Origin of the sequence: Peribacillus sp. NPDC058002 (assembly GCF_042886655.1) — a bacterium.
GTDB lineage: Bacteria > Bacillota > Bacilli > Bacillales > DSM-1321 > Peribacillus > Peribacillus aracenensis.
The window spans coordinates 1-18,354 of record NZ_JBHVQU010000017.1 but is presented as its reverse complement, the minus strand read 5'-3'; the positions used below and the strand labels follow the sequence as shown (position 1 = coordinate 18,354).

Genomic DNA, 18,354 nt, shown 5'->3' with positions numbered 1-18,354 from the left:
TTTTGAAAGAAGTTGACAGTATCCGACTAATAATGATACTATAGCAAAGGTGCTCCTATGTTACCCTGTAACTTTGGAGGATATGGATCATGTCTTATGAAAAAGTAATACAGGCAAAGTCAGTGATTATAGGGACGAAACAAGCAGTTAGAGCTCTTAAAAACAATTTAATTCAAGAAGTTATCATCGCTGATGATGCAGATATATACTTGACTGGGCGTGTCGTTGAGACAGCCAAAGAATTGGATGTTCCTATCACATATGTTGATTCGATGAGAATGCTTGGCAAAGCATGTGGTATTGATGTCGGAGCAGCAACTGTTGCCATCAAAAAGTAAAGATGTTTTTGCAATTATATTTGCAAAGACTTTGTTTTTACCCATTTATGAACCACCTGGATGTGTGGTACTAGAAATGAAAACGTGAAGGGAGGAAAAATGTAATGCCTACTATTAATCAATTAGTGCGTAAAGGACGCGAGTCTAAAGAGGTTAATTCAAAATCTCCAGCACTTAACAAAGGCTACAACAGCTTTAAAAAAGCACAAACTAACGTATCATCTCCGCAAAAACGTGGTGTTTGCACTCGTGTGGGTACTATGACACCGAAAAAACCAAACTCCGCGTTACGTAAATATGCGCGTGTACGTTTAACAAACGGTATCGAGGTAACAGCTTATATCCCAGGTATCGGTCACAACCTACAAGAACACAGCGTGGTTCTTATCCGTGGCGGTCGTGTTAAAGATTTACCAGGGGTACGTTACCATATCGTACGTGGTGCTCTTGATACAGCTGGAGTTAACAATCGTATGCAAGGCCGTTCTAAATACGGTACTAAGCGTCCGAAAGCAACAAAAAAATAATCTTAAACAAAAATTGAACTTTCTTGAAAGGAGGAAATATAATGCCTCGTAAAGGACCTGTAACGAAAAGAGACGTATTACCAGATCCAATATATAATTCAAAACTTGTGACTCGCTTAATCAACAAATTAATGGTTGATGGACAAAGAGGTAAATCACAAAAAATTCTTTACTCTGCATTTGATTTAATCAAAGAACGTACTGGCAATGAGCCGATCGAAGTTTTCGATCAAGCACTTAAAAACATCATGCCTGTACTAGAAGTAAAAGCACGCCGTGTGGGTGGAGCTAACTACCAAGTACCAGTTGAGGTGCGTCCAGACCGCAAATCGACTCTAGGACTTCGTTGGTTAGTAAACTACTCTCGCCTTCGTGGAGAAAAAACGATGGAAGAGCGTTTAGCTTATGAAATCATGGATGCTGCTAACAACACTGGAGCAGCAGTTAAGAAACGTGAAGATACTCACAAAATGGCTGAAGCCAACAAAGCTTTCGCACATTATCGCTGGTAAGATCAAACACTATAAAATCCTTATAGAAGGAAGGAGAAAGACCAAATGGCAAGAGAGTTCTCCTTAGCAAACACTCGTAATATCGGTATCATGGCTCACATCGATGCTGGTAAAACGACTACAACAGAACGTGTTCTATATTATACTGGTAAAATCCACAAAATTGGTGAAACGCACGAAGGTGCTTCACAAATGGACTGGATGGAACAGGAACAAGAACGCGGAATCACGATCACTTCCGCTGCAACAACTGCACAATGGAAAGGTCATCGTGTAAACATCATCGATACACCAGGACACGTAGACTTCACAGTTGAAGTTGAACGCTCTTTGCGCGTACTTGATGGAGCTGTAGCTGTACTTGATGCCCAATCAGGTGTTGAGCCTCAAACTGAAACAGTTTGGCGCCAAGCTACAACATACGGTGTACCGCGTGTCGTATTCGTAAACAAAATGGACAAAATCGGTGCAGATTTCTTGTATTCAGTTGGAACAATCCACGACCGTTTACAAGCTAATGCTCACCCAGTTCAGTTACCAATCGGAGCAGAGGATCAATTCTCTGCAATCATCGACCTTATTGAAATGAAAACTCATTTCTATGGTAATGACCTAGGAACTGATATCACTGTCGGTGAAATTCCTGAAGAACACCGGGAATTAGCTGAAGAATACCGTGAGAAGTTAATTGAAGCAGTAGCAGAAGTTAATGAAGACTTAATGGAAAAATACCTTGGCGGCGAAGAAATCAGCATTGCTGAATTGAAAGCAGCTATTCGTACAGCAACCGTTAATGTTGAATTCTTCCCTGTTATTTGCGGATCAGCTTTCAAAAACAAAGGTGTTCAATTAATGCTTGATAACGTTATCGACTTCCTTCCATCTCCTTTGGATGTACCAGCTATCAAAGGTACATTACCGGATTCAGAAGAAGAAGTGGAACGTCATTCAGATGATGCTGAACCGTTCTCGGCTTTAGCGTTTAAAGTTATGACTGACCCTTACGTTGGTAAACTTACATTCTTCCGTGTGTACTCAGGTACATTAGAATCCGGATCTTATGTAATCAACTCAACTAAAGGAAAACGTGAACGTATTGGACGTATCCTTCAAATGCACGCAAACAGCCGTGAAGAAATATCCACTGTATATGCAGGAGATATCGCAGCTGCTGTAGGATTGAAAGATACTACAACTGGAGATACTCTTTGTGATGACAAGAACCAAGTAATTCTTGAGTCCATGGTATTCCCAGAGCCAGTTATCTCACTATCAGTTGAACCGAAATCAAAAGCAGACCAAGACAAAATGTCTCAAGCTTTACAAAAGCTTCAAGATGAAGATCCAACATTCCGTGCGCACACTGACCAAGAAACTGGTCAAACTATCATCGCTGGTATGGGTGAACTTCACTTGGACATCCTTGTTGACCGTATGCGTCGCGAGTTCAAAGTGGAAGCAAACGTTGGTGCTCCTCAGGTAGCATACCGTGAAACTTTCCGTGGTTCAGCTAAGGTTGAAGGTAAATTCGTTCGCCAATCTGGTGGTCGTGGACAATTTGGACACGTATGGATCGAATTTGGTCCAAACGAAGAAGGTAAAGGATTCGAATTTGAAAATGCTATCGTCGGTGGTGTAGTACCACGTGAATATATCCCTGCTGTACAAGCTGGATTAGTTGATTCACTTGACCGTGGTGTACTTGCTGGTTACCCGCTAGTCGACATCAAAGCAAAATTATTCGACGGATCTTACCATGACGTTGACTCCAATGAAATGGCATTTAAAATCGCTGCATCCATGGCACTTAAAAATGCAGCTTCTAAATGTAGTCCTGTCATCCTTGAACCAATCATGAAAGTGGAAGTAGTTATTCCAGAAGATTACCTAGGCGACATCATGGGAGATATCACATCTCGTCGTGGACGTGTAGAAGGTATGGAAGCTCGCGGTAACACACAAATGGTTAAAGCGATGGTTCCACTATCTGAAATGTTCGGATATGCTACATCTCTACGTTCTAACACTCAAGGACGCGGAACATTCTCTATGCACTTCGATCATTATGAAGAAGTACCTAAGAGCATTTCTGAAGAAATCATCAAAAAAAATAAAGGTGAATAATTGATTTTCATCTCTTATTAAAGTATAACTATCTTATGTAAGCTGTGATGGAAGAATTAGTCTTCTTTCACAGCCCCTATATACTTAATCTATTATTTATAATTTTAAGGAGGAATTCCTAATGGGAAAAGCTAAATTTGATCGTTCAAAACCGCACGTTAACGTTGGAACAATTGGTCACGTCGACCATGGTAAAACAACTTTAACTGCTGCAATCACAACTGTACTTGCTAAATCTGGTGGCGCAGAAGCTCGCGCTTATGACCAAATCGATGGTGCTCCAGAAGAAAGAGAACGTGGTATCACAATCTCTACTGCACACGTTGAGTACGAAACAGCTACTCGTCACTATGCACACGTTGACTGCCCAGGACATGCTGACTATGTTAAAAACATGATCACTGGTGCTGCACAAATGGACGGCGGAATCCTAGTAGTATCTGCTGCTGATGGCCCAATGCCACAAACTCGTGAGCATATCCTTCTTTCTCGTCAAGTAGGTGTACCATACCTAGTAGTATTCATGAACAAATGCGATATGGTTGATGACGAAGAACTTCTTGAATTAGTAGAAATGGAAATTCGTGACCTTCTTTCTGAATACGAATTCCCTGGCGATGACATTCCAGTTATCAAAGGATCTGCTCTAAAAGCTCTTCAAGGAGAAGCTGAATGGGAAGAAAAAATTCATGAATTAATGACAGCTGTTGACGAGTATATCCCAGAACCAACTCGTGACACTGAAAAACCATTCATGATGCCAGTTGAGGATGTATTCTCAATCACTGGTCGTGGAACAGTTGCTACTGGCCGTGTTGAGCGTGGACAAGTTAAAGTCGGTGACGTTGTTGACATCATCGGTTTCAACGAAGAGTCTAAACCAACAACAGTAACTGGTGTTGAAATGTTCCGTAAACTTCTTGACTATGCTGAAGCTGGTGACAACATCGGTGCACTTCTTCGTGGTGTATCCCGTGAAGATATCCAACGTGGACAAGTTCTTGCTAAACCAGGCACTATCACTCCACACACAAAGTTCAAAGCTGAAGTTTATGTTCTTTCTAAAGAAGAAGGTGGACGTCACACTCCATTCTTTACAAACTACCGTCCTCAGTTCTACTTCCGTACAACTGACGTAACTGGTATTTGTAACCTTCCTGAAGGCGTAGAAATGGTTATGCCTGGAGACAACATCGAAATGACTGTAGAACTTATCGCTCCAATCGCTATCGAAGAAGGTACTAAATTCTCTATCCGTGAGGGTGGACGTACTGTAGGCGCTGGCGTAGTTGCTACAATCCAAGAATAATTGATTCAATAAAACAATATTGGAAGGGACGCCTTCCGGAAGAAGCAGATGGGACGCCATCTGCTTCTTTTTTATTTTTAAAGAATATACTTTCTTCTATAATATATCTGTAAAAAAATGAAGTGCATTTTATGGGTATCTTGAACATTCCCGAAATGAAGAAAATGGATATGAAAGTCCACGAAGAATGTACTTGTAAATACTTGTGAAAGTATGTATAATAATAAAAGTGTGTTGCACAAGAAAAATCTAAGTTTATCTTGCATTTCACTTGTGTTATATGTATAATAGACAATGTTGGTCTTTGACTGCGATGATATGGAAGGTTGCTGACACACCCGGCCGCTTTGCCATGGCGAGTGTGTGGGAAATTTCCATTGAGAAGGTCTATTTTAAAATAGGCGAAAAGGAGGGAAAATTATGGCAAAACAAAAAATTCGTATCCGTTTAAAAGCATATGATCACAGAATTCTTGATCAATCTGCTGAGAAAATTGTTGAAACTGCAAAACGTTCTGGTGCGGCTGTATCTGGTCCGATTCCATTACCTACTGAAAGATCGGTATATACGATCCTACGTGCGGTTCATAAATACAAAGACTCTCGTGAACAATTCGAAATGCGTACGCATAAACGTCTAATCGACATCGTTAATCCAACTCCACAAACAGTTGACTCATTGATGCGTTTAGATTTACCATCAGGCGTTGACATTGAAATCAAATTATAATTCATATAAATATGAACAATTACTCTAGGAGGTGTGACTTATGACCAAAGGAATCTTAGGAAGAAAAATCGGTATGACTCAAGTTTTTGCTGAAAACGGTGAACTTATTCCGGTAACAGTTATCGAAGCTGCTAATAACGTGGTTCTTCAAAAGAAAACTGTTGAAACTGATGGCTATGAAGCAGTTCAAGTTGGTTTTGAAAACAAACGTGAAAAGCTTTCTAACAAACCTGAAAAGGGCCATGTTGAAAAAGCAAATACTACTCCTAAGCGCTTCATTCGCGAATTCCGCGGAACGGATCTTAACGAATATGAGATCGGTCAAGAAGTCAATGTTAGTATTTTCGCTGAAGGCGATTTAGTAGATGTATCAGGAATTTCAAAAGGTAAGGGATTCCAAGGCTCTATCAAGCGTCATGGACAATCTCGCGGACCAATGTCTCACGGTTCTCGTTACCACCGTCGCCCAGGTTCAATGGGTCCTGTAGCTCCAAACCGCGTATTCAAAGGTAAACTTTTACCAGGACGTATGGGTGGAGAACAAATCACTGTTCAAAACTTAGCTATCGTTAAAGTTGATGTTGAACGTAACCTACTATTGATCAAAGGTAATGTACCTGGTGCTAGAAAAGCATTGATCAAAGTTAAATCTGCTGTTAAAGCAAAGTAATTTCTAAGAAAGGAGGAGCAATAGAATGCCAAAAGTTACATTGTTCAACCAAACAGGTTCTCAAGTTGGCGACATCGAACTAAATGAATCCATCTTTGGTATCGAACCTAATAATCACGTATTATTTGAAGCAATCATCATGCAAAGAGCTTCCTTACGTCAAGGAACTCATAAAGTTAAAAACCGTTCTGAAGTAGCAGGCGGTGGACGTAAACCTTGGAAACAAAAAGGAACTGGACGTGCGCGTCAAGGTTCTATCCGTTCTCCACAATGGCGTGGCGGTGGTATTGTTTTTGGACCAACTCCAAGATCTTACTCTTACAAGCTGCCTAAAAAGGTACGTCGTTTAGCTATTAAATCTGCATTGTCTGCAAAGGCATTGGAAGAGAACATTTTGGTACTTGAAAGCTTGTCTTTCGAAGCTCCAAAAACAAAAGAGTTTGTAGCGGTTCTTAAAAACCTTTCTGTTGACACTAAAACATTAGTGGTTACTGACGGTTTAGATGAGAAAGTTGCTCTTTCTGCACGTAACATCCCTGGTGTTACTGTAGTTGAAGCTGATGGTCTTAATGTTCTTGATGTTGTTTCACACAACAAATTGATCTTGACTAAATCAGCTGTCGAAAAAGTAGAGGAGGTGCTTGCATAATGGATGCACGCGATATCATTAAGCGCCCCGTAATCACTGAACGCTCTTCAGACATAATGGCTGAAAAGAAATATACTTTTGAAGTTGATGTTAGAGCTAATAAAACTCAAGTTAAAGATGCTGTTCAAGAAATTTTCGGCGTTAAAGTTGAGAAAGTAAACATCATGAATTACAAAGGTAAATTCAAACGCATGGGCAAACATGCAGGCTATACTAACAAGCGCCGTAAAGCTATTGTTAAATTAACTGCTGACAGCAAAGAAATCGAGCTATTCGAGGCTTAATTCATTAGAGAAGGAGGGAAATACAAATGGCGATTAAGAAGTATAAACCTACCTCTAACGGTCGACGTAATATGACAACTTCCGATTTTGCTGAGATCACTACAGACAAACCGGAAAAATCATTACTTGCTCCTTTACACAGCAAAGGCGGCCGTAATAACCAAGGTAAGTTAACAGTTCGTCATCAAGGTGGCGGCCACAAGCGTCAATACCGTATCATCGATTTCAAACGGAATAAAGATGGTATACCAGGACGCGTTGCTACTATTGAGTACGATCCAAATCGTTCTGCAAACATTGCATTAATTAATTACGTTGATGGAGAAAAACGTTATATCCTAGCTCCGAAAAACCTAGAAGTAGGTTTGGAAGTTATGTCAGGTCCAGAAGCTGACATCAAAGTGGGTAACGCTCTACCTCTTATCAATATCCCAGTTGGTACAGTAATTCATAACATCGAACTTAAACCAGGAAAAGGTGGACAATTAGTCCGTTCAGCAGGAACATCTGCTCAAGTACTTGGTAAAGAAGGTCGTTATGTACTAGTACGTTTAAACTCAGGTGAGGTTCGTATGATTCTTGCTACTTGCCGTGCTTCTATCGGTCAAGTTGGTAATGAACAACATGAACTTATCAACATTGGTAAAGCTGGCCGTAACCGTTGGTTAGGTAAACGCCCAACAGTTCGTGGATCTGTAATGAACCCGAATGATCACCCACACGGTGGTGGTGAAGGTAAAGCGCCAATCGGACGTAAATCACCAATGTCTCCATGGGGTAAACCTACTCTTGGATTCAAAACTCGTAAGAAGAAAAATAAATCCGATAAATTTATCGTACGTCGTCGTAAAAAATAACGGGATTGAACTACGGTTCATATATAGAACCGTAGAACAGTCACGAAGGGAGGTACTCGCATGGGTCGTAGCTTAAAAAAAGGACCTTTTGTTGATGATCATTTATTGGTTAAAGTTGAAAAGTTAAATGAAGCTGACAAGAAACAGGTAGTAAAAACTTGGTCTCGTCGCTCAACAATCTTCCCGCAATTCATCGGACACACAATCGCCGTTTATGACGGTCGTAAGCATGTGCCGGTTTATGTAACAGAAGATATGGTAGGTCACAAACTAGGCGAATTCGCGCCTACACGCACTTATAAAGGTCACGCAAGTGATGACAAGAAAACAAGACGTTAATGAGAGGAGGGCATCTCATGCAAGCTAAAGCTGTCGCTAAAACAGTTCGTATTGCTCCTCGTAAAGTGCGTTTAGTCGCAGATTTAATTCGAGGAAAACAAGTAGGTGAAGCAGTAGCGATTCTTCGCTTAACACCAAAATCTGCTTCTCCAGTCGTAGAAAAAATTCTGAAATCTGCTATTGCAAATGCAGAACATAACTACGAAATGGATATTAATAACCTAGTCGTTTCAGAGGCATACGTTAACGAAGGACCAACATTAAAACGTTTCCGTCCTCGCGCTCAAGGTCGTGCGAGTGCAATTAACAAACGTACTAGTCATATTACAATCGTTGTATCAGAAAAGAAGGAGGGGTAATCTGTGGGTCAAAAGGTAAATCCAATCGGTATGCGTATCGGGATAATCCGTGACTGGGAATCCAAATGGTACGCTGATAAAGACTACGCAGTTCTTTTGCATGAAGACATCAAAGTTCGTGAATATATCGCGAAACGTCTAAATGATGCTTCTGTTTCAAAAGTTGAAATCGAACGTGCAGCTAACCGTATCAATGTATCTGTCCACACTGCTAAACCAGGAATGGTTATCGGTAAAGGCGGTACTGAAGTCGAAGCACTTCGTAAAGCTTTGAACCAGTTAACTGGCAAAAGAGTTCATATCAATATCATTGAAATTAAAAGAGCAGATCTTGACGCAAAATTGGTTGCAGAAAACATCGCTCGTCAATTAGAAAACCGTGTTTCATTCCGTCGCGCTCAAAAGCAAGCTATCCAACGTACTATGCGTTCTGGAGCAAAAGGAATCAAAACTCAAGTTTCTGGTCGTCTTGGCGGTGCTGATATTGCTCGTGCTGAACATTACAGCGAAGGAACAGTTCCACTTCACACACTTCGTGCAGACATAGATTATGCTCATGCTGAAGCAGATACTACTTACGGTAAGCTAGGCGTGAAAGTTTGGATCTACCGTGGAGAAGTTCTTCCTACTAAGAAGAAATCTGAGGAAGGAGGAAAATAATATGTTATTGCCAAAACGCGTAAAATACCGTCGTGAACACCGCGGTAAGATGAGAGGGATGGCTAAGGGCGGCACTGAAGTTCATTTCGGAGAATTTGGACTTCAAGCTCAAGAAGCTTCCTGGATCACAAACCGCCAAATCGAAGCAGCTCGTATTGCGATGACTCGTTATATGAAACGTGGAGGGAAAGTTTGGATCAAAATCTTCCCAAGCAAACCTTACACAGCTAAGCCGCTTGAAGTACGGATGGGTTCCGGTAAAGGTGCTCCTGAAGGTTGGGTAGCAGTAGTTAAACCGGGCAAAGTTATGTTTGAAATCTCTGGTGTATCTGAAGAGGTGGCAAGAGAAGCATTGCGCCTTGCAGCACACAAACTTCCAATCAAATGCAAGTTTGTAAAAAGAGAGGAAATTGGTGGTGAAACAAATGAAAGCTAATGAAATCAAAGATCTAACCACTGCTGAAATTGAACAAAAACTAAAATCTCTTAAAGAAGAACTATTTAATCTTCGTTTCCAGTTAGCTACTGGACAACTTGAAAATACAGCTCGCATCCGTGAAGTTCGCAAATCGATTGCTCGTATGAAAACAGTTGTTCGTCAAAGAGAGATCGGTGTCACTAATCGATAATGAATGGAGGTTTGCAGAATGAGCGAACGCAACCAACGCAAAATCTACACTGGACGCGTAGTATCCGACAAAATGGATAAAACAGTTACAGTAGTTGTAGAAACCTATAAAAAGCATTCTTTATACGGTAAACGCGTGAAATACTCTAAAAAGTTTAAAGCTCATGACGAGCTAAACGAAGCTAAAGCAGGCGACGTAGTACGTATCATGGAAACTCGTCCACTTTCAGCTACAAAACGCTTCCGTCTTGTAGAAGTAGTAGAAAAAGCAGTAATCATTTAATATAGTTCGGATTAAGCTAATTCCGAAGGGAGGTACCGTACATGATTCAACAAGAATCTCGTTTAAAAGTCGCTGACAATTCTGGTGCTCGTGAAGTGCTAACAATTAAAGTCCTAGGTGGTTCTGGCCGTAAAACTGCAAACATCGGTGATATCATCGTTTGTACAGTTAAACAGGCAACACCAGGAGGCGTTGTTAAAAAAGGTGAAGTCGTTAAGGCTGTTGTTGTCCGTACAAAACGTGGTATGCGTCGTCCTGACGGTTCTTACATTCGTTTTGATGAAAACGCATGTGTAATTATCCGTGACGATAAGAGCCCACGTGGAACACGTATTTTTGGACCTGTTGCTCGTGAATTACGTGACAATAGTTTCATGAAGATCGTTTCTCTTGCTCCAGAAGTTCTATAATATGTAAAATTTGTATAAAGCCTTTCAAGGAGGTGCCAAGCTAATGCATGTTAAAAAAGGTGACAAAGTCGTAGTCATCTCTGGTAAGGACAAAGGCAAACAAGGAACAATTCTTTCTGCATATCCGAAACAAAATCGTGTGCTTGTTGAAGGAATTAACATCGTGAAAAAGCATTCCAAGCCATCTCAACTTAATCCACAAGGTGGAATTATCAGTAAAGAAGCTGCTATTCACGTATCCAATGTAATGCCACTTGATCCTAAATCAGGTAAACCGACTCGTGTTGGATATAAGATCGAAAATGGTAAAAAAGTACGCGTAGCTAAAATTTCAGGTGAATCTTTAGATAAATAAGTCATAAATGAAGGGAGGTACACTAAGCAATGAGCCGCCTTAAAGAAAAATTCAAAAGTGAAATTACACCGTCATTGATGGGTAAATTCAACTATCAATCAGTAATGCAAGTACCAAACATTGAGAAAATCGTTATTAACATGGGTGTGGGTGACGCAGTATCTAACTCGAAAGCTTTGGATACAGCTGTTGAAGAACTTACATTGATCACAGGTCAAAAACCAGTTATAACAAAAGCAAAAAAATCAATCGCAGGCTTCCGTTTGCGTGAAGGTATGCCTATCGGAGCGAAAGTTACATTACGTGGAGAGCGTATGTATCAATTCCTTGATAAGCTAGTATCTGTATCTTTACCGCGTGTACGTGATTTCCGCGGCGTTTCAAAGAAATCCTTTGACGGACGTGGGAACTATACATTAGGCGTTAAAGAACAACTTATCTTCCCTGAGATTGATTACGATAAAGTGAGCAAAGTTCGTGGTATGGACATCGTTATCGTAACGACTGCCAACACTGACGAAGAAGCTCGTGAACTACTTACTCAAGTTGGAATGCCGTTCCAAAAGTAATCTCTAAATAAAGGGAGGCGAAATCGTGGCTAAAAAGTCTATGATCGTAAAGCAAAAACGCGAACAGAAGTTTAAAGTACAAGAATATACACGTTGCGAACGTTGCGGACGTCCACATTCTGTATTACGTAAATTTAAACTTTGTCGTATTTGTTTCCGCGAACTTGCATATAAAGGACAAATTCCTGGCGTTAAAAAAGCTAGCTGGTAAAACCCGAGTTTGGGAAGGAGGTAAAATATAATGGTCATGACAGATCCTATTGCAGATATGCTTACTCGCATCCGTAATGCGAATATGGTTCGTCACGAAAAACTGGAAGTTCCTGCTTCAAAGATCAAAAAGGAAATCGCTGAGATCTTAAAAAGTGAAGGCTTCGTACGTGACTTTGAATTAATCGAAGACAACAAACAAGGTATCATCCGTATCTTCTTAAAATACGGTGCAAACAACGAACGTGTTATCACTGGTCTAAAACGTATCAGCAAACCTGGTTTGCGTGTATATGCAAAAACTGGAGAGGTACCACGCGTTCTTAACGGTTTAGGTATCGCAATTGTTTCTACTTCTCACGGAGTTTTAACAGACAAGGAAGCTCGCTCTAAACAAGTTGGCGGAGAAGTTTTAGCATACGTTTGGTAATACATTTTCACAAGAATGGAGGTGCACATTATGTCTCGTATAGGTAAAAAACCTATTGAAATCCCTGCAGGCGTAACAGTTACTATTACTGGTAGTGAAGTAACTGTTAAAGGACCTAAAGGTGAATTAACTAGATCATTCAATCCTGACCTTTCAATCGTTGTTGAAGAGAACGTGTTAACTGTTACACGTCCGTCTGACGAGAAGGCTCACCGTTCTTTACACGGTACTACTCGCGCACTTATCTCTAACATGGTTGAAGGTGTATCAACAGGTTTTGTAAAATCACTTGAACTTATTGGGGTTGGGTACCGTGCACAAAAGCAAGGTAACAAGCTTATCCTTAACGTAGGATATTCCCACCCTGTAGAAATAGAGCCAGAAGCTGGCGTTGAAGTCGAAGTTCCTTCTAATACAAAAGTAATCATCAAAGGTGCAAGCAAAGAACGTGTAGGAGCTCTAGCTGCTAATATCCGTGATGTTCGCCCGCCTGAGCCGTATAAAGGTAAAGGTATCCGTTACGAAGGCGAATTCGTTCGTCGTAAAGAAGGTAAAACTGGTAAGTAATGCCGCATAAGTAAACGAAAGGAGTGACGTAAATGATTACGAAGCTTGATAAAAATGCTACTCGTCAGAAAAGACATGCGCGTGTACGTGCTAAGCTTTCTGGAACAGAAGCTCGTCCTCGTTTAAATGTGTTTCGTTCAAACAAACACATTTACGCACAATTAATTGACGATGCAAAAGGCGTAACATTAGCAAGTGCTTCAACTCTTGATAAAGAGATCGGTATCGAAGCTAGTAGCAATGCTGAAGCAGCTCAAAAAGTTGGCGAACTTATTGCGAAACGTGCTGTTGAAAAAGGTTTCAAAGCTGTGGTATTTGACCGCGGTGGTTACCTCTTCCATGGTCGTGTAAAAGCATTGGCTGACGCTGCTCGTGAAAACGGCTTAGAATTTTAATGGATAAGGAGGGACATAACAGATGCGTAGCATTGATCCTAATAAATTAGAACTTGAAGAACGCGTAGTTACAGTAAATCGTGTAGCTAAAGTTGTTAAAGGCGGACGTCGTTTCCGTTTCACTGCACTAGTTGTTGTTGGTGATAAAAATGGTCATGTTGGATTTGGTACTGGTAAAGCTCAAGAAGTTCCGGATGCTATCCGTAAAGCTATTGAGGATGCTAAGAAAAATCTAATTACTGTACCAATGGTTGGTACTACAATTCCTCACCTTGTGAACGGTCGCTATGGCGCAGGTCACATTCTATTGAAACCAGCTTCTGAAGGTACAGGAGTAATTGCTGGTGGTCCTGTTCGTGCGGTACTTGAATTAGGCGGAGTTAGCGATATCTTGTCTAAATCACTAGGTACTAATACACCTATTAATATGGTTCGCGCAACAATTGAAGGATTGAAGCAATTGAAACGTGCTGAAGACGTAGCTAAGTTACGTGGAAAATCAGTACAAGAACTGTTAGGATAAGGAGGGAAATCGAATTATGGCTAATAAATTAGAAATTACCCTCACTCGCAGCTTAATTGGTCGTCCTGAAGATCAACGTGTTACAGTTAACACTTTGGGTTTACGCAAAATGCATCAAACGGTTATCCAAGAAGATAACCCTGCGATTCGCGGTATGATTACCAAAGTTGCTCATCTTGTTACTGTAAAAGAACAATAAAATAATTTTTAACTTAACAAGGAGGTGCCAACATGAAACTTCATGAGTTAAAAGCTGCAGAAGGTTCTCGTAAAGAACGTAAACGTAAAGGTCGCGGTATTGGATCTGGTAACGGTAAAACAGCAGGTAAAGGACATAAAGGACAAAACGCTCGCTCCGGCGGCGGTGTGCGTCTTGGATTTGAAGGGGGACAAACTCCTCTATTCAGACGTTTACCTAAACGTGGATTTACCAACATCAACCGTAAAGACTATGCTATCGTGAATCTTGATACGTTAAATCTTTTCGAAGACGGTACTGAAGTAACACCAGCTCTTTTACTTGAGACTGGGGTTGTAAGTAAAGAAAAAGCAGGAATCAAAATTCTTGCCAAAGGAAGCATTGAGAAAAAGCTTACTGTTAAAGCTCACAAATTCTCGTCTACTGCTAAAGAAGCTATCGAAGCTGCTGGCGGTAATACAGAGGTGATCTAATGTTTCGCACGATCTCCAATTTTATGCGCGTGGGTGAAATAAGGAATAAGATTATTTTTACCCTTCTAATGTTAATCGTCTATCGCATCGGTACATTTATACCTGTACCGCATGTGAATGCCGATTTTCTCGCTGAACAGGACCAGCTGAGCGTCATAGGCCTTTTAAATACCTTTGGCGGCGGGGCACTGCAAAACTTTTCTATATTAGCGATGGGTATCATGCCGTACATCACGGCATCCATCATCGTTCAGCTGTTACAGATGGATGTTGTTCCTAAGTTCACTGAATGGTCTAAACAAGGAGAAGCAGGGCGCCGTAAATTAGCACAATTCACTCGTTACTTCACTATTATCCTAGGATTCATCCAAGCAGTTGGTATGTCTTATGGGTTCAATAATATGTCAGGTGGCCAGTTGATTGAAAATCCTGGAATTGCAACATACTTGCTTATTGCGACTGTCTTAACGGCAGGAACAGCTTTTCTTTTGTGGTTAGGGGAGCTGATCACTGCTAAGGGTGTGGGTAATGGGATTTCCATCATTATCTTTGCTGGTATCGTAGCTAGTTTGCCTAATACCGCAAATCAGATTTACGCCCAACAATTTGAAAATGCCGGTGATCAATTATTCTTGCGAATCATAACGATTATCCTCATTGTTTTAGCAGTATTAGCAATCGTGGTTGCTGTTATTTTCATTCAGCAGGCATTACGTAAAATTCCTATTCAGTATGCGAAACGTGCTGCGGTAGGTCGTACACAAATGGGTGGCCAGTCTACTCATTTACCATTGAAAGTAAATGCTGCGGGGGTTATTCCGGTAATCTTTGCAATGGCATTTATCATTACTCCCACTACAATCGCTTCTTTCTTTGGAAAGAACAGCGTGACTAGTTGGATATCAGCAAATCTAGATTATACCAAGCCAATTGGTATGATCATCTATGTTGCTCTTATCATTGCTTTTGCGTATTTTTATGCATTCATTCAGGTTAACCCTGAACAAATGGCTGAGAATTTGAAAAAGCAAGGTGGCTATGTGCCGGGGATTCGTCCAGGTAAGAGTACACAAGAATATTTAACACGTGTTTTATACCGTTTGACGTTTGTAGGCTCCATATTCTTGGCCATCATTGCCGTTTTACCGGTATTTTTCATTAAGCTCGCTGATCTGCCTCAATCTGCACAGATTGGCGGTACCAGTTTGCTGATCGTAGTGGGGGTTGCCCTTGATACGATGAAGCAGCTGGAATCACAACTTGTGAAGAGACACTATAAAGGCTTTATAAAGTAATGAGTTTTGGGAACGCCTTGTTCCCTTTACCCATTATAGAGTTTGAGGGGGAAGAAAATTGAATCTAGTTTTAATGGGTCTGCCGGGTGCTGGTAAGGGCACTCAAGCTGAACAAATCGTAGAAAAATATAATATCCCTCATATCTCTACTGGAGATATGTTCCGAACAGCTATCAAAGATGGAACAGAATTAGGTCTAAAGGCGAAATCATTCATGGACAAAGGCGAATTGGTACCTGATGAAGTTACCATTGGCATCGTACGTGAACGTTTAAGCAAGGAAGACTGCCTAAAAGGATTTTTGCTTGATGGGTTTCCACGTACTGTGGCACAGGCAGAGGCACTTGAAAGCATTCTAACTGATTTAGATCGCAAAATAAATTTTGTCATTAATATCGATGTTGATAAAAACATTTTAATGGAAAGATTGACAGGACGTCGTATTTGCAAATCTTGTGGTGCGACATACCATCTTGTATTCAATCCTCCTGCAAAAGATGATGTATGCGACCGCTGTGGCGGAGAATTATATCAACGTGCCGACGATAATGCAGAAACGGTTCAAAATCGCTTAGATGTGAATTTGAAACAAACCAAACCACTTCTTGATTTCTACGGAGAAAAAGGATACTTGGTCAACATTAACGGACAGCAAGATATTAATAAGGTATTTGAAAATATTGATGTGTTGCTTGGTGCTTTACAAAATTAATCGTTCGTATTGATTTATGAAATTCATACCATTTTTATAACTTACTAGTTAAACTTGGTGCATTCCTATAATACAAAGGGTATAATGGATTTCGCGAGAGCATTCGCACATTTATTAATCAGGTTCTTGTACTTGGTATTCCCTGAATTGGGCGATTACTTTTTAAGTGATCTTCATGGACATATCCGGTCGGCAAAATTGATGAAGAAATGCAGTGACTCTATTGGGATTCCTAAAGAGTCGTGATATAGAGGGTTGAAAGAAGCTATGTCAGGCGTGCGCCTTTCAAACATCTCCCATGCTATTCAAACCTATGTCGAGACTAATTGCTTCTCTATTTCGAGAGTATGTCGGTCACGGAATCGGTCAAGACTTACATGAGGACCCATAAAATCCTCATTTCGGTCCAACTGATAAAGGTCCTCAGTTAAAGCCTGGTTCTACAAAATGGTGAATACTTGATGCAGAATTTTAAGACTTATGAGGATAATTGGACTGTAGTAATGTTGACGGAAAGATGTGCACCTTTAATAGGTTCACGCATAGAGAAGGGAGAATCACTTTAATGGCGAAAGATGATGTAATTGAAGTAGAAGGCACAGTACAAGAGACTTTGCCAAATGCAATGTTTAAGGTAGAATTAGAAAATGGTCATACTGTTTTAGCTCATGTATCCGGTAAAATTCGTATGCACTTTATTCGCATTTTGCCTGGAGATAAAGTTACGGTTGAGCTTTCCCCGTATGATCTAACTCGCGGCAGAATCACATACCGGTTCAAATAATCCGGTTACGCTCCGATCTGTATAAGGAGGTTAGATAGCAATGAAAGTCAGACCATCAGTCAAACCAATCTGCGAAAAGTGTAAAGTTATCCGCAGAAAAGGTAAAGTTATGGTTATTTGCGAAAACCCTAAACATAAACAAAAACAAGGCTAAATAGAAGGAGGTGCACTCAAGCATGGCACGTATTGCTGGAGTAGATATTCCCCGTGACAAACGTATTGTTATCTCATTAACATATATATATGGTATTGGAAAACAAACAGCGATCAAGATTCTTGCAGAAGCAGGCGTTTCTGAAGAAACTCGCGTTCGTGACTTAACGGAAGACGAATTGAACAAAATTCGTGATATCATTGACAAGCTTAAAGTAGAAGGCGACCTTCGTCGTGAAATCTCCCTAAACATCAAACGTTTAATGGAAATCGGTTCTTACCGTGGTTTACGTCACCGTCGTGGTCTTCCTGTTCGCGGTCAAAATACAAAAAACAATGCTCGTACGCGTAAAGGACCTCGTCGTACTGTAGCTAACAAGAAAAAATAATTAGTAAAGGAGGTTACTTTTCATGGCACGTAAAACTAATACACGTAAACGTCGTGTGAAAAAGAATATAGAAACTGGTATTGCTCATATTCGTTCAACATTCAATAACACTATCGTTACGATCACTGACTCTCATGGTAACGCTATTTCTTGGTCAAGTGCTGGAGCTTTAGGATTCCGTGGATCTCGTAAATCCACTCCATTCGCTGCACAAATGGCTGCTGAAACAGCTGCTAAAACATCAATTGAACATGGTATGAAAACTCTTGAAGTTACAGTTAAAGGACCTGGTGCTGGACGTGAGGCTGCTATTCGTGCACTTCAAGCTGCTGGCCTAGAAGTAACTGCAATTAAAGATGTAACTCCAGTTCCACATAACGGATGCCGTCCACCAAAACGTCGCCGTGTTTAATTTTTCTGTATAGATTTTGTATTCCTGTCAATAATGGGATATAATACTGAGTTTGCGTTCTTACAGAGGATTAATTTTCAGTTGTTGCGCACAGCGGGAACGTATACATGGGGAATTTCGGTTTAAGTGACTTCGTTTACTTGCCGGGGTTTTGACGTTTTGAAGGAGGGTTTATTGATGATCGAAATAGAAAATCCAAATATATGTCTC

Annotated in this window: 32 protein-coding genes and 1 pseudogene; all 33 read left to right on the top strand. The window is 40.6% G+C overall.

Annotation, left to right across the window (positions count from 1 at the left end; all coding sequences use genetic code 11):
- Window positions 1-89 precede the first annotated feature (89 nt).
- The 33 genes and pseudogenes from ACFVSH_RS05775 (at window position 90) to rpsK (ending at window position 18,144) form a co-directional block, all read left to right on the top strand.
- Window positions 90-338 (top strand): 50S ribosomal protein L7ae-like protein, encoded by a 249-nt coding sequence (locus ACFVSH_RS05775; RefSeq protein ID WP_034305040.1) that lies wholly within the window; start codon window positions 90-92, stop codon window positions 336-338.
- Between the two features lie 104 nt (window positions 339-442).
- Window positions 443-865, top strand: coding sequence for a 30S ribosomal protein S12 (rpsL, locus tag ACFVSH_RS05770; protein ID WP_387705215.1), 423 nt, complete (start codon window positions 443-445; stop codon window positions 863-865).
- A gap of 41 nt (window positions 866-906) precedes the next feature.
- Window positions 907-1,377, top strand: a complete 471-nt coding sequence (gene rpsG / locus ACFVSH_RS05765) for a 30S ribosomal protein S7 (protein WP_048677878.1) — start codon at window positions 907-909, stop codon at window positions 1,375-1,377.
- A gap of 45 nt (window positions 1,378-1,422) precedes the next feature.
- A complete protein-coding gene (gene fusA, locus ACFVSH_RS05760) occupies window positions 1,423-3,501 on the top strand; it encodes an elongation factor G (RefSeq protein WP_260288190.1) in 2,079 nt (692 codons plus the stop codon).
- A 121-nt stretch (window positions 3,502-3,622) separates the two neighbouring features.
- Complete coding sequence (tuf, locus tag ACFVSH_RS05755) at window positions 3,623-4,810, top strand: elongation factor Tu (protein WP_192207442.1); 1,188 nt, start codon at window positions 3,623-3,625, stop codon at window positions 4,808-4,810.
- Between the two features lie 420 nt (window positions 4,811-5,230).
- A complete protein-coding gene (gene rpsJ, locus ACFVSH_RS05750; RefSeq protein ID WP_019244375.1) occupies window positions 5,231-5,539 on the top strand; it encodes a 30S ribosomal protein S10 in 309 nt (102 codons plus the stop codon).
- A gap of 40 nt (window positions 5,540-5,579) precedes the next feature.
- Window positions 5,580-6,209 carry a 50S ribosomal protein L3 gene (gene rplC, locus ACFVSH_RS05745; RefSeq protein ID WP_192207443.1) on the top strand — a complete coding sequence of 210 codons (630 nt, stop codon included), beginning with the start codon at window positions 5,580-5,582 and terminating at the stop codon, window positions 6,207-6,209.
- Window positions 6,210-6,234: 25 nt separating this feature from the next.
- Entirely contained in the window at window positions 6,235-6,858 is a 624-nt protein-coding gene (rplD, locus tag ACFVSH_RS05740; protein WP_192207444.1) for a 50S ribosomal protein L4, read from the top strand.
- Complete coding sequence (gene rplW, locus ACFVSH_RS05735) at window positions 6,858-7,142, top strand: 50S ribosomal protein L23 (RefSeq protein ID WP_034305023.1); 285 nt, start codon at window positions 6,858-6,860, stop codon at window positions 7,140-7,142. The genes rplD and rplW overlap by 1 nt, the downstream gene beginning before the upstream one ends.
- 26 nt (window positions 7,143-7,168) lie before the next feature.
- Window positions 7,169-7,999: a 50S ribosomal protein L2 gene (gene rplB, locus ACFVSH_RS05730; RefSeq protein WP_034305021.1), complete on the top strand. Its 831-nt coding sequence runs from the start codon at window positions 7,169-7,171 to the stop codon at window positions 7,997-7,999.
- Between the two features lie 60 nt (window positions 8,000-8,059).
- Window positions 8,060-8,338 carry a 30S ribosomal protein S19 gene (gene rpsS / locus ACFVSH_RS05725; RefSeq protein ID WP_034305018.1) on the top strand — a complete coding sequence of 93 codons (279 nt, stop codon included), beginning with the start codon at window positions 8,060-8,062 and terminating at the stop codon, window positions 8,336-8,338.
- Between the two features lie 17 nt (window positions 8,339-8,355).
- Window positions 8,356-8,697, top strand: coding sequence for a 50S ribosomal protein L22 (gene rplV, locus ACFVSH_RS05720; RefSeq protein ID WP_034305017.1), 342 nt, complete (start codon window positions 8,356-8,358; stop codon window positions 8,695-8,697).
- Between the two features lie 3 nt (window positions 8,698-8,700).
- Complete coding sequence (gene rpsC, locus ACFVSH_RS05715) at window positions 8,701-9,357, top strand: 30S ribosomal protein S3 (protein ID WP_034305014.1); 657 nt, start codon at window positions 8,701-8,703, stop codon at window positions 9,355-9,357.
- A gap of 1 nt (window position 9,358) precedes the next feature.
- The gene (gene rplP, locus ACFVSH_RS05710; RefSeq protein WP_034305012.1) at window positions 9,359-9,793 is read left to right on the top strand and encodes a 50S ribosomal protein L16; all 435 of its coding nucleotides are present in this window, start codon (window positions 9,359-9,361) and stop codon (window positions 9,791-9,793) included.
- Window positions 9,783-9,986 (top strand): 50S ribosomal protein L29, encoded by a 204-nt coding sequence (rpmC, locus tag ACFVSH_RS05705; protein WP_034305010.1) that lies wholly within the window; start codon window positions 9,783-9,785, stop codon window positions 9,984-9,986. Before rplP ends, rpmC begins: the two co-directional genes overlap by 11 nt.
- An 18-nt stretch (window positions 9,987-10,004) precedes the next feature.
- A complete protein-coding gene (gene rpsQ / locus ACFVSH_RS05700) occupies window positions 10,005-10,268 on the top strand; it encodes a 30S ribosomal protein S17 (protein WP_048677887.1) in 264 nt (87 codons plus the stop codon).
- Between the two features lie 41 nt (window positions 10,269-10,309).
- Window positions 10,310-10,678: a 50S ribosomal protein L14 gene (gene rplN, locus ACFVSH_RS05695; RefSeq protein WP_034305005.1), complete on the top strand. Its 369-nt coding sequence runs from the start codon at window positions 10,310-10,312 to the stop codon at window positions 10,676-10,678.
- Between the two features lie 43 nt (window positions 10,679-10,721).
- Window positions 10,722-11,033 (top strand): 50S ribosomal protein L24, encoded by a 312-nt coding sequence (gene rplX, locus ACFVSH_RS05690; RefSeq protein WP_034305002.1) that lies wholly within the window; start codon window positions 10,722-10,724, stop codon window positions 11,031-11,033.
- A 29-nt stretch (window positions 11,034-11,062) separates the two neighbouring features.
- Window positions 11,063-11,602: a 50S ribosomal protein L5 gene (rplE, locus tag ACFVSH_RS05685; protein WP_048677889.1), complete on the top strand. Its 540-nt coding sequence runs from the start codon at window positions 11,063-11,065 to the stop codon at window positions 11,600-11,602.
- A 25-nt stretch (window positions 11,603-11,627) separates the two neighbouring features.
- A complete protein-coding gene (locus ACFVSH_RS05680) occupies window positions 11,628-11,813 on the top strand; it encodes a type Z 30S ribosomal protein S14 (RefSeq protein WP_034304998.1) in 186 nt (61 codons plus the stop codon).
- Window positions 11,814-11,843: 30 nt separating this feature from the next.
- Complete coding sequence (gene rpsH / locus ACFVSH_RS05675) at window positions 11,844-12,242, top strand: 30S ribosomal protein S8 (RefSeq protein WP_034304995.1); 399 nt, start codon at window positions 11,844-11,846, stop codon at window positions 12,240-12,242.
- 30 nt (window positions 12,243-12,272) lie between these two features.
- Entirely contained in the window at window positions 12,273-12,809 is a 537-nt protein-coding gene (rplF, locus tag ACFVSH_RS05670) for a 50S ribosomal protein L6 (protein ID WP_387604870.1), read from the top strand.
- Between the two features lie 32 nt (window positions 12,810-12,841).
- The gene (gene rplR, locus ACFVSH_RS05665) at window positions 12,842-13,204 is read left to right on the top strand and encodes a 50S ribosomal protein L18 (RefSeq protein ID WP_053349055.1); all 363 of its coding nucleotides are present in this window, start codon (window positions 12,842-12,844) and stop codon (window positions 13,202-13,204) included.
- Between the two features lie 22 nt (window positions 13,205-13,226).
- Window positions 13,227-13,727, top strand: coding sequence for a 30S ribosomal protein S5 (gene rpsE, locus ACFVSH_RS05660; RefSeq protein WP_034304987.1), 501 nt, complete (start codon window positions 13,227-13,229; stop codon window positions 13,725-13,727).
- 16 nt (window positions 13,728-13,743) lie between these two features.
- A complete protein-coding gene (rpmD, locus tag ACFVSH_RS05655; protein ID WP_076372857.1) occupies window positions 13,744-13,926 on the top strand; it encodes a 50S ribosomal protein L30 in 183 nt (60 codons plus the stop codon).
- Window positions 13,927-13,958: 32 nt separating this feature from the next.
- Window positions 13,959-14,399, top strand: coding sequence for a 50S ribosomal protein L15 (gene rplO / locus ACFVSH_RS05650; protein ID WP_034304982.1), 441 nt, complete (start codon window positions 13,959-13,961; stop codon window positions 14,397-14,399).
- On the top strand, window positions 14,399-15,694 hold the full coding sequence (gene secY / locus ACFVSH_RS05645; RefSeq protein ID WP_192207446.1) for a preprotein translocase subunit SecY: 1,296 nt from the start codon (window positions 14,399-14,401) through the stop codon (window positions 15,692-15,694). The genes rplO and secY overlap by 1 nt, the downstream gene beginning before the upstream one ends.
- Before the next feature lie 58 nt (window positions 15,695-15,752).
- Window positions 15,753-16,406, top strand: coding sequence for an adenylate kinase (locus ACFVSH_RS05640; RefSeq protein WP_387604868.1), 654 nt, complete (start codon window positions 15,753-15,755; stop codon window positions 16,404-16,406).
- A 71-nt stretch (window positions 16,407-16,477) separates the two neighbouring features.
- Window positions 16,478-16,929: pseudogene (locus tag ACFVSH_RS05635) on the top strand (M24 family metallopeptidase); the annotation flags it as partial.
- 42 nt (window positions 16,930-16,971) lie between these two features.
- On the top strand, window positions 16,972-17,190 hold the full coding sequence (infA, locus tag ACFVSH_RS05630) for a translation initiation factor IF-1 (RefSeq protein WP_028390440.1): 219 nt from the start codon (window positions 16,972-16,974) through the stop codon (window positions 17,188-17,190).
- A 40-nt stretch (window positions 17,191-17,230) separates the two neighbouring features.
- Window positions 17,231-17,344, top strand: a complete 114-nt coding sequence (rpmJ, locus tag ACFVSH_RS05625) for a 50S ribosomal protein L36 (protein ID WP_003156543.1) — start codon at window positions 17,231-17,233, stop codon at window positions 17,342-17,344.
- A 22-nt stretch (window positions 17,345-17,366) separates the two neighbouring features.
- Complete coding sequence (rpsM, locus tag ACFVSH_RS05620) at window positions 17,367-17,732, top strand: 30S ribosomal protein S13 (RefSeq protein WP_034304978.1); 366 nt, start codon at window positions 17,367-17,369, stop codon at window positions 17,730-17,732.
- 22 nt (window positions 17,733-17,754) lie between these two features.
- Window positions 17,755-18,144, top strand: a complete 390-nt coding sequence (rpsK, locus tag ACFVSH_RS05615; RefSeq protein ID WP_028390438.1) for a 30S ribosomal protein S11 — start codon at window positions 17,755-17,757, stop codon at window positions 18,142-18,144.
- The last annotated feature ends 210 nt before the right edge of the window (window positions 18,145-18,354 follow it).